This is a genomic window from Sphingopyxis sp. (assembly GCF_035565275.1).
In the GTDB taxonomy this organism is placed as follows: domain Bacteria; phylum Pseudomonadota; class Alphaproteobacteria; order Sphingomonadales; family Sphingomonadaceae; genus Sphingopyxis.
The window spans coordinates 1-8,575 of the sequence record NZ_DATMST010000286.1; the positions used below are offsets into that span (position 1 = coordinate 1).

At 66.0% G+C, this 8,575-nt stretch carries 13 protein-coding genes; 9 read left to right on the top strand and 4 right to left on the bottom strand.

Annotated features, from left to right (window positions below):
- Positions 1 to 428 (bottom strand): HAD hydrolase-like protein (locus VN047_RS18800; protein WP_325545377.1); only part of this gene is annotated, 428 nt, incomplete at its 3' end.
- 60 nt (positions 429 to 488) lie between these two features.
- Here VN047_RS18800 and glmU point away from each other — a divergent pair.
- From glmU to glmS, 6 genes are all read left to right on the top strand, one after another.
- Positions 489 to 1,841, top strand: a complete 1,353-nt coding sequence (gene glmU / locus VN047_RS18805; protein ID WP_414712733.1) for a bifunctional UDP-N-acetylglucosamine diphosphorylase/glucosamine-1-phosphate N-acetyltransferase GlmU — start codon at positions 489 to 491, stop codon at positions 1,839 to 1,841.
- A 5-nt stretch (positions 1,842 to 1,846) separates the two neighbouring features.
- Positions 1,847 to 2,386 carry a GNAT family N-acetyltransferase gene (locus VN047_RS18810; protein ID WP_325545380.1) on the top strand — a complete coding sequence of 180 codons (540 nt, stop codon included), beginning with the start codon at positions 1,847 to 1,849 and terminating at the stop codon, positions 2,384 to 2,386.
- The gene (locus VN047_RS18815; RefSeq protein WP_325545382.1) at positions 2,383 to 2,697 is read left to right on the top strand and encodes a hypothetical protein; all 315 of its coding nucleotides are present in this window, start codon (positions 2,383 to 2,385) and stop codon (positions 2,695 to 2,697) included. The genes VN047_RS18810 and VN047_RS18815 overlap by 4 nt, the downstream gene beginning before the upstream one ends.
- Before the next feature lie 218 nt (positions 2,698 to 2,915).
- On the top strand, positions 2,916 to 3,140 hold the full coding sequence (locus VN047_RS18820) for a CopG family transcriptional regulator (RefSeq protein ID WP_325545384.1): 225 nt from the start codon (positions 2,916 to 2,918) through the stop codon (positions 3,138 to 3,140).
- Positions 3,137 to 3,505, top strand: a complete 369-nt coding sequence (locus tag VN047_RS18825) for a PIN domain-containing protein (protein ID WP_325545386.1) — start codon at positions 3,137 to 3,139, stop codon at positions 3,503 to 3,505. Before VN047_RS18820 ends, VN047_RS18825 begins: the two co-directional genes overlap by 4 nt.
- A 15-nt stretch (positions 3,506 to 3,520) precedes the next feature.
- The gene (gene glmS, locus VN047_RS18830; protein ID WP_325545388.1) at positions 3,521 to 5,344 is read left to right on the top strand and encodes a glutamine--fructose-6-phosphate transaminase (isomerizing); all 1,824 of its coding nucleotides are present in this window, start codon (positions 3,521 to 3,523) and stop codon (positions 5,342 to 5,344) included.
- A gap of 12 nt (positions 5,345 to 5,356) precedes the next feature.
- Here the strand turns inward: glmS and VN047_RS18835 are convergent, their stop codons facing one another.
- Positions 5,357 to 5,545: a hypothetical protein gene (locus VN047_RS18835; protein ID WP_325545390.1), complete on the bottom strand. Its 189-nt coding sequence runs from the start codon at positions 5,543 to 5,545 to the stop codon at positions 5,357 to 5,359.
- A 60-nt stretch (positions 5,546 to 5,605) separates the two neighbouring features.
- Between VN047_RS18835 and VN047_RS18840 the strand changes: the two genes are divergently transcribed.
- Positions 5,606 to 6,289, top strand: coding sequence for an HAD family phosphatase (locus tag VN047_RS18840; protein WP_325545392.1), 684 nt, complete (start codon positions 5,606 to 5,608; stop codon positions 6,287 to 6,289).
- Positions 6,290 to 6,328: 39 nt separating this feature from the next.
- Positions 6,329 to 7,201, top strand: a complete 873-nt coding sequence (locus tag VN047_RS18845; RefSeq protein WP_325545394.1) for a dienelactone hydrolase family protein — start codon at positions 6,329 to 6,331, stop codon at positions 7,199 to 7,201.
- Between the two features lie 12 nt (positions 7,202 to 7,213).
- On the opposite strand, the gene VN047_RS18850 is transcribed toward VN047_RS18845, so the two are convergent.
- Complete coding sequence (locus VN047_RS18850; protein WP_325545396.1) at positions 7,214 to 7,792, bottom strand: hypothetical protein; 579 nt, start codon at positions 7,790 to 7,792, stop codon at positions 7,214 to 7,216.
- An 11-nt stretch (positions 7,793 to 7,803) separates the two neighbouring features.
- A complete protein-coding gene (locus VN047_RS18855; protein ID WP_325545398.1) occupies positions 7,804 to 8,271 on the bottom strand; it encodes a DUF411 domain-containing protein in 468 nt (155 codons plus the stop codon).
- A 47-nt stretch (positions 8,272 to 8,318) separates the two neighbouring features.
- Here VN047_RS18855 and VN047_RS18860 point away from each other — a divergent pair.
- On the top strand, positions 8,319 to 8,575 hold a 257-nt coding region (locus VN047_RS18860; RefSeq protein WP_414712734.1), incomplete at its 3' end, for a hypothetical protein.

An 8,575-nucleotide genomic window follows, 5' to 3' on the forward strand; every position in this document is an offset into this window, starting at 1 on the left:
GTGTCGCCGCCGATGATCGTCGCCATGCGGTCGGCGAGCCCGAGTTCGCCGAGCAACTGGCGCGCGAGGCCTTCGAGCTTGTTGGTCACGACCGCGGTCCGGACGCCCAGCGCATCGAGCCGGTCGAGCGCAGCGACGAGCCCGGGGAAGGGGCGGCTGTGGACCGCGATATGCGCCTCATAATAGCCGATCAGCTCCCGCAGCAGCCGGGGCACGTCGTCCGTGGGCACGCCGCCGGTCGCCGCGAGCGCCTGCTCGATCAGGTGGGTGGTGCCGAGCCCGACCAGCGGCCGTACCTCGTCGTCGCTCAGCGGCGCGCGGCCGGCAAGGGCCAGCGCGTGGTTGAGCGCAGCGGAGAGGTCGCCGAGCGTATCGACGAGCGTACCGTCGAGATCGAAGCCGACGATGCGGAATGGAAAATCGCTCATGGCGGGCGCCATGGCGCGACGCTCTGGAAACCGCAATGATTTGCTGGCATGGCTCGCGCCATGAGCAATCCGATCGCCGCCGTCATCCTCGCCGCGGGCAAGGGCACCCGCATGAAGTCCGACCTCCACAAGGTGCTGCATCCGATCGCGGGGCGACCGATGCTGCTGCACCTGATGGCGAGCGTCGATGCACTGAGCCCCGCCAAGAAGGTCGTGGTCGTCGGCGACAAGGCCGACCAGCTCGAAGCCGCGCTGGCGGGCAGCGCCGAGCTTGCGGTGCAGGAACCGCAGCTGGGCACCGGTCATGCGGTGCAGCGGGCCGAAGACGCGCTGGCGGGCTTTGATGGCGACGTGCTAATCCTCTATGGCGACGTGCCCTTCGTTCCCGCGGCGACGATGCGCGCGATGATCGACCGGTTGAATGCCGACGACACACCAGCGGTGGTCGTGCTCGCGTTCGAGCCCGCCGACCCGCTGCAATATGGCCGCGTCATTACCGAAGGCGACCGCGTCACGAAAATGGTCGAGCACAAGGATGCGACCGCCGCCGAACGCGCGGTCAGACTCTGCAATTCGGGGTTGATGGCGGCGAAGGCGCGCGACCTGTTCGCATTGCTTGCACGGGTAACCGACAACAACGCCGCGAAGGAATATTACCTCGTCGACATTGTGAATATCGCGAACGCCGACGGGCGTTCGTGCGCGGTCGTGACAACCGATCCGGCCGATGTCGCCGGCATCAACAGTCGCGCCGAACTCGCGCAGGCCGAGGCGCAGTGGCAGGCGTTCAGACGCGAGGAGGCGATGGCCGGCGGCGCGTCGCTGCGCGCGCCCGAAACGGTCTGGTTCTCGTGGGATACCGAACTCGGCCGCGACGTGGCGATCGAACCCAATGTCTTCTTCGGTCCGGGCGTGAAAGTCGCCGACGGCGTCAATATCCGGGCCAACTGCCACATCGAAGGCGCGACGATCGGTACGGGTTGCGAGGTCGGCCCCTTTGCGCGGCTGCGCCCCGGCACCGTCCTTGGCGAAAAGGCGAAAGTCGGCAATTTCGTCGAAACAAAGAAGGCCGTGCTCGGCAAGGGCGCGAAGGCGAACCACCTTACTTATCTGGGAGACGTCACCGTCGGGGCCGGCGCGAACATCGGCGCGGGGACGATCACCTGCAATTACGACGGCTATTTCAAATACAGGACCGAGATCGGCGAGAATGCCTTTATCGGATCGAACAGCGCACTCGTCGCGCCGGTGAAGATCGGCCGCGACGCGATCGTCGCCGCAGGCAGCGCGGTGACGCGCGACGTCGCCGACGGTGAACTGCGCCTCGTTCGCGGCGAGCAGCTGGTCAAGCCGGGCTGGGCTGACCGCTTCCACGACGCGATGCGCAAGAAGAAAGCGGCGGAGAAGAAATAGCCGTCATGCCCGCACCGATGCTGACCACCGCGCGCCTCGTGCTGCGCCAGATCCGCGAGGATGATGCCCGGACCCTGTATCCCGTGCTCTCCGATCCCGCCGTGATGACCTGGTGGTCGAGCGGGCCGCACCAATCGCTCGCCGAGACCGTCGACTATGTCAAAGGCAATGCCGCCGAAGGGCAGGGATATCTTTGCTGGGCGATCACCGAACGCGACGATGCCGCGCTCGGCTGGGTGATCCTGATCGACGGCAAGCCCGATGTGAAAGAGATCGGCTATATCCTGCACCGCGACCACTGGGGCCGCGGCATCGCCCGCGAAGCGGTCGCACGTGTGATCGACCATGGTTTCGGCGAGATGGCGCTTCGCCGCATCTTCGCCGACACCGACCCGGAAAATGCCGGTTCGATCGGTCTGCTTGAGCGCCTTGGTTTCCAGCGCGAGGGGCGGCTGCGCAGCGAATGGCAAACGCATATCGGAGTACGCGATTCGCTGATCTTCGGCCTGCTCCGCGAAGAATGGATGATGGAGAGAAAGACGTGAGCGACCGCTATACCGACAAGCCCTTCCTGCGTTTCGTCGATGCGTATGTGCTGAAGGCGATCGGCCATCTCGACGAGGCGACCGAAAGCTATTGCAAGGCGATGGTTCCGCAACTCGAGCAGAGCTTCGGCATCAAGGGAAGCTGGGAGCGGATCGTCGAGCGTCAGATGAAATTCCCGCCCGAACTCGCCGCGCAGGTTCTCAGGATCTGGACCGACGGCAAGGCGCGCTTCGCCGAAGGCAATGGCGAGGCGCCCGATCCGCGGCAATTTGCGATGATCTTCGTCGACCGGAATTTCGGGCGCGCATAGCGGCCTGATCATCCGGCCCGCGATCCGCGCCGACCATGATCGCTGGCTGCCGCTGTGGAACGGATATAACGCCTTTTACGGGCGCAGCGGCGACACGGCGCTGGCGCCCCGAAGCCGCGATGGCGCTTTACGACCGGGTCGCCGACAATTCGGGCTTCCTTGTCTATCGAAAGCAGTTCGCGGCTTGATTTGATATCATGATATGATATCAATGCTCCATGCGCTTTCTTGCGGACATCCCTGACGACGATATCCAGTGGCTCGACGCACTCGCGGCCGAGCAGGGCGTGTCGCGGGCCGAACTCGTTCGCCGCGCCGTCGCGTCGTACCGTGCCGACGTTTCGGGCGACGCGATCGATAACGCCTTTGGCATCTGGAAAGGCCGCGTCGATATCGGCGACGGGCTGAAATATCAGCGGCGGCTGCGGGGCAAGCGCGAATGATCGATGCGCAGTTCGACAGCGACATCCTGATCGACGCGCTGAACGGCGTCGAGGTCGCACGCGCCGAAATCCGCCGCGCCGGACGCAAGAGCGTCAGCCGCGTGAGCTGGACCGAGGTGATGTCGGCGGCCGACACCGCGTCGGTGAAAGCGGTCGAGGCGTTCCTCGGCTGCTTTCAGATCGAAGAGGTCGGCGATGCCGTGGCACGGCGAGCTGCCGCCTTGCGGGCGGAGCGCAAGGGCTTGACGCTGGCCGATGCTTTCGTACTGGCGACCGCGCAAATCAGCGGCCGCATCCTCGTCACGCGCAATATCAAGGTGTTCCCGGCGGCAATGCCGGGTATTCGCGTTCCCTACACGCTCTAATGAAAGCCAGACCCCATGTGCGGAATTATCGGAATCATCGGCAAGGATCAGGTGGCGGACCGCCTCGTCGACGGGCTCAAGCGCATGGAGTATCGCGGCTATGATTCGGCCGGCGTCTGCACGGTCGATGGGGGAGAACTGATCCGCCGCCGCGCCGAAGGGAAGCTGGGCAATCTCGTCAGGGAACTGGCGGGCAATCCGGCGCCCGGCCTCGTCGGCATCGCGCACACCCGCTGGGCAACGCACGGCGCGCCGACCACGAGCAACGCGCATCCGCACGCGACCGGCGAGGTCGCGCTGGTCCACAACGGGATCATCGAGAATTTCAAGCCGCTGCGCGAAGCCTTGCAGGCGCGTGGGCGCAGCTTCGAGAGCGAGACCGACACCGAGGTCGTCGCGCATCTCGTTTCGGAGCAGGTCGAGGCGGGGCTTTCGCCGCAGGATGCAGTGAAGGCCATCCTGCCGCAGCTCCGCGGCGCGTTCGCGCTCGCCATCGCCTTTCGCCAGCACCCGGACCTGCTTATCGGCGCGCGCCTCGGTTCGCCGCTGGTGGTCGGTTATGGCGACGGAGAGACCTATCTTGGCTCGGATGCGCTTGCGCTCGCGCCGCTGACGCAGAAGATCGCCTATCTCGACGAAGGCGACTGGGTCGTGATCACGCGCGAGGGCGCGCAGATTTTCGACGCCGGCAACAATCCGGTCACGCGCGAGATCACGACCAGCGGCGTCACCGCCGCAGCGGTCGAGAAGGGCAATTACCGCCACTTCATGCAGAAGGAGATTTTCGAGCAGCCGACGGTGGTCGCGCAGACGCTCTCCTCCTACATCCGCCCGCTCGAACAGACCGTCGCGCTGCCGCAGATGGATTTCGACCTCAGCACGATCGAGCGCATCACGATCGTGGCGTGCGGCACCAGCTTCTATGCCGGCATGGTTGCCAAATACTGGTTCGAGACCTTTGCGCGCGTTCCCGTCGACATCGATGTCGCGTCCGAATTCCGCTACCGCGACCCGGTACTCCAGCCGGGCGGGCTCGCGCTCTTCATCTCGCAGTCGGGCGAGACCGCAGATACGCTCGCGGCGTTGCGCCACTGCAAGGCGAACGGCCAGACGATCGCGGTGGTCGTCAACGTGCCGACGAGCAGCATGGCGCGCGAGGCCGACCTGCTGCTGCCGACCCACGCGGGTCCCGAGATCGGCGTCGCCTCGACCAAGGCCTTCACCTGCCAGCTCGCGGTGCTCGCCGCGCTTGCGGCGCACCTCGCGCTCAGGAAGGGCAAGCTCGGCGCCGCCGACGAGCGCGAGATCGTGAAGCATCTGATCGAGGCACCTGCCGCGCTCAATGCCGCGCTGGCGCACGACGAGGAGATCGCGAAAATGGCGCATCTCGTCGCCCCGGCGCGCGACGTGCTCTATCTCGGCCGCGGTCCCGATTATCCGCTCGCGCTCGAAGGCGCGCTCAAGCTCAAGGAAATCAGCTACATTCACGCTGAAGGCTATGCGTCGGGCGAGATGAAGCACGGCCCGATCGCGCTGATCGACGAGGCGGTCCCGGTGATCGTCCTCGCGCCTTCCGGGCCGTTGTTCGAAAAGACCGTCAGCAACATGCAGGAAGTCATGGCGCGCGGCGGCAAGGTCGTGCTGATTTCGGACGCCGAAGGCCTCGCCGAAGCGGGCGACGGCTGCATGGCGACGATCGAGATGCCCAAGGTCCACCCGCTGATCGCGCCGCTGGTGTACGCGGTCCCGGTGCAGCTTCTCGCCTATCATGTCGCGGTGGCGAAGGGCACGGACGTCGACCAGCCGCGCAATCTGGCGAAGTCGGTCACGGTGGAATAGGGCGTCTGTCCTTTACGTGTCCGCATTCGCCTGCGCCAGAATCGAGGCCGCGATGTCCTCGATCTTTCCGGCAACCAGCAGCGGCGCGCCGCCGACCATGCCGACCTGCGTCTGGCCATTTTCATAGTCGCGGAGCCAGGCGACATTTGCGGCGACGACCAGGTAATTGCCTCCGCGCGAGGCAAGGGAAATGAATTTCATGATGCTGTCTCCTGATCGCCAGAGGCTCTAGGCATCAAATATGAAGATTGTGAGATTCGCATGATCCCTGCCGCCATCATCTTCGATTTCGACGGCGTCGTCGCCGACAGCGAGGTGCGCGCGAACCAGTCGCTCGCCGAAAGCCTGACCGCCGCGGGAATGCCCGCGACCTATGATGAGTGCCTGCGCGACTATTACGGCCACAACTGGCAGGAAACGCAGCGGCGGATCGAGGCGCGCTATGGCCGCCCGTTGCCCGCCGATTTTCGCGAGACGCACCGCGAACGCGCGCGGGCGCGTTATATGGAGGGCTTCGACCCCGTCGCCGGCGTCGCCGATTTCCTCGACACGCTGGCCGGCATGCCGCGTGCGATCGCTTCATCAAGCCGCGCCGAATATATCGGCTGGGCGCTCGGCCTCTTCGGGCTCGGGCATCATTTTGGCGAGCATGTCTACAGCGCCGACGGCTGGGAGCGCGGCAAACCGCACCCCGACATCTATCTCGCCGCCGCAAAGGGTCTGGGCGTCGATCCCGCGCAATGCCTTGCGATCGAGGATTCGCCGACGGGGGCTGCGGCGGCAATCGCGGCGGGAATGACCGTTATCGGTTTTTGCGGCGCGGGGCATATCGTCGATCGCGCCGCGCATGGCGAAATGTTGCGCGGGGTTGGCGTCCACCGGGTTGCATTCGCCTTTTCCGGGATTAGCATCGCCGCGAAATCGGGAACCGCTGCCACAGCCTGACGGTCGACCCGCCAAACGCACCTTAACGGGAGAGCCAGCATGTGCACCGAAAACACCGAAGCCGATCTCGACCGCGCGGGACTGCCCGTCGGGCGGCGCAGCTTCACCGCGCTCGCGGGTGCCGGCGCGCTGATGGCGGCGCTGCCGGCGCGGGCGATGGCAGGCCAGCCGGTCAAGGGGCGCGACGTCACGATCAAGACCGATGACGGCACCGCCGACGCCTATTTCGTCGCGCCGGCCGAAGGCAGGCATCCCGGCGTGCTCGTGTGGCCCGATATTCGCGGGCTTCGTCCCGCCTTTCGCCAGATGGCCGACCGGCTGGCGGGGGAGGGCTATGCCGTGCTGACGGTGAATCCCTTCTACCGCTGGCAGAAATCGCCGGTCGTCGATGCAGCGAACGACTGGGGCGATCCCGCGGTGCGCGAGAAATTGTTCGGCTATCTGAAGCAGTTGAACAGGGAACTGGTGACGACCGATGCGAAAGCGCATCTCGCCTTTCTCGACGCGCAGAAGGACGTCGATACGAAGCGGCGGATCGGCACGACCGGCTATTGCATGGGCGGCGCGATGACGATCTATACCGCGGCGCTGAAACCCGATCGCGTCGGCGCGGCGGCGAGTTTTCACGGCGGCGGGGTCGGAACCGACAAGCCCGACAGCCCGCACCTGCTGATCCCCGAAACGAACGCAGGCTATCTCTTCGCGATCGCCGACAATGACGACAAGGAAACGCCGAACGAGAAGGTGCTGCTGAAGGCGGTGCTGGAGCCGCGCAAGCAGTGGCATGAGGTCGAGGTATATGAAGGCGCGATGCACGGCTGGTGCCCGTCCGACGGCCGCGCCTATGACGAAGCAGCGGCCGAAAAGGCGTGGGCGCGGATGCTCGACCTGTTCAAGGCCGAGCTGGCCTGATCGCCGGGCCCGTCAGCGGGGCAGCGCGGCGAGCAGCGCCTTGCCGCGTGGTGACAGGCGGTATCCGGTCTCAAGACTCTCGGTCAGGCCGAGTTCCTTGAGCTCGCGGATATTCTGCTTGAGCTTGATCTTTTCGATACCGAAAACCCGGGCGATTTCGGCTGCGGGCTGACCCTCATGGGCCGCGATGTGGTGGAGCACGGGACGGGTCCACACACCGCCCGCCCTTTGGTCCATCCGGTCGAGCCGCCCGACAAGCGCTACAAGATCGTCGGCCGAAAGATCGGTCGCTTCGCGCAGCACAAGGCGCGGATCGGGGCGGTCGAAGCGGAAGGCGATGCGATAAATATCGCCTTCCTTTCGTGCGTCGAGTTCGGCTATCAGTTCGGCGCGCGTGGCAAAGCCGGCGGCGCGCGCGTCGCCTTCCGAAATGGCCGCAGCGGCGCAGGGGGCTACGGTATCGATCGCCAGTTCGCCGACCGCGGTGCGCAACCGTCCGCCGGCCTTCACCGTCGGTCGTCGCCAGCGCCGGAAGGCGAGCGTCACGTCGCCGGCCCTGATCCGGTCGAGAAGGGCGGCGCGGAACAGCATCGGCCGCCTGCTCAGTGCGCGTGCGCGCCGCCGCTGGCGGCATAGCTTGCATAGACGCGCTGGCCGGCGGGACCGAAAGTCATGACCCTGTAGGCTTCGCGGTGGTCGCCATGCTCCATGCCCGGCGATCCCGTCGGCATGCCTCCGACGGCGAGGCCCTTCACGCCCTTGGGCTTTTCGCGGAGCAGGCGGGCGATGTCCTTCGCGGGAACATGGCCCTCGATCACATAGCCGCCGACGAGGACAGTATGGCAGCTGCGCAGCGCCTGCGGCACGCCCTGCCTGTCCTTCACCGCGTTCATGTCGGGCGAGTTCACCACGACCGCCTTCTGTCCGAACGATGCCTTCACCTGCTCGAGCCATTTGAGGCAGCAACCGCAGCCCGCATCGCGGAACATCACCGGGCCTGCAGCGTGCGCGGTGCCGACGATGGCGGAGACAGCGGCAAGGGCGAAAAACGCGCGGCGGGCAGGGAACATCGCAAATCCTTTTGGCAAACGAGGCATCGAGGCTAGAGGCGGGAGCCATGAAAGTCCATTTCATCCGGTCGGGCGAGCGACGTTACGGCGTGCGGATCGAGCGCGAGTCCGCTCCGCCGCTCGTCATGGATCCGGCGCCGGGTTTCGATCCCGACCTGCCGCACGACATGGTGCATTTCGTCGTCGAGGCGGCGCTTGGTCTCAAGACCGGGGTGTTCGGGCAGATCGCGGCGGGCGGCGATGCCGGCTCGTTCCATATCGGGGGGCCGGGCGGCGGCGATGCCCGCGAGCACCGGCGCGCGGC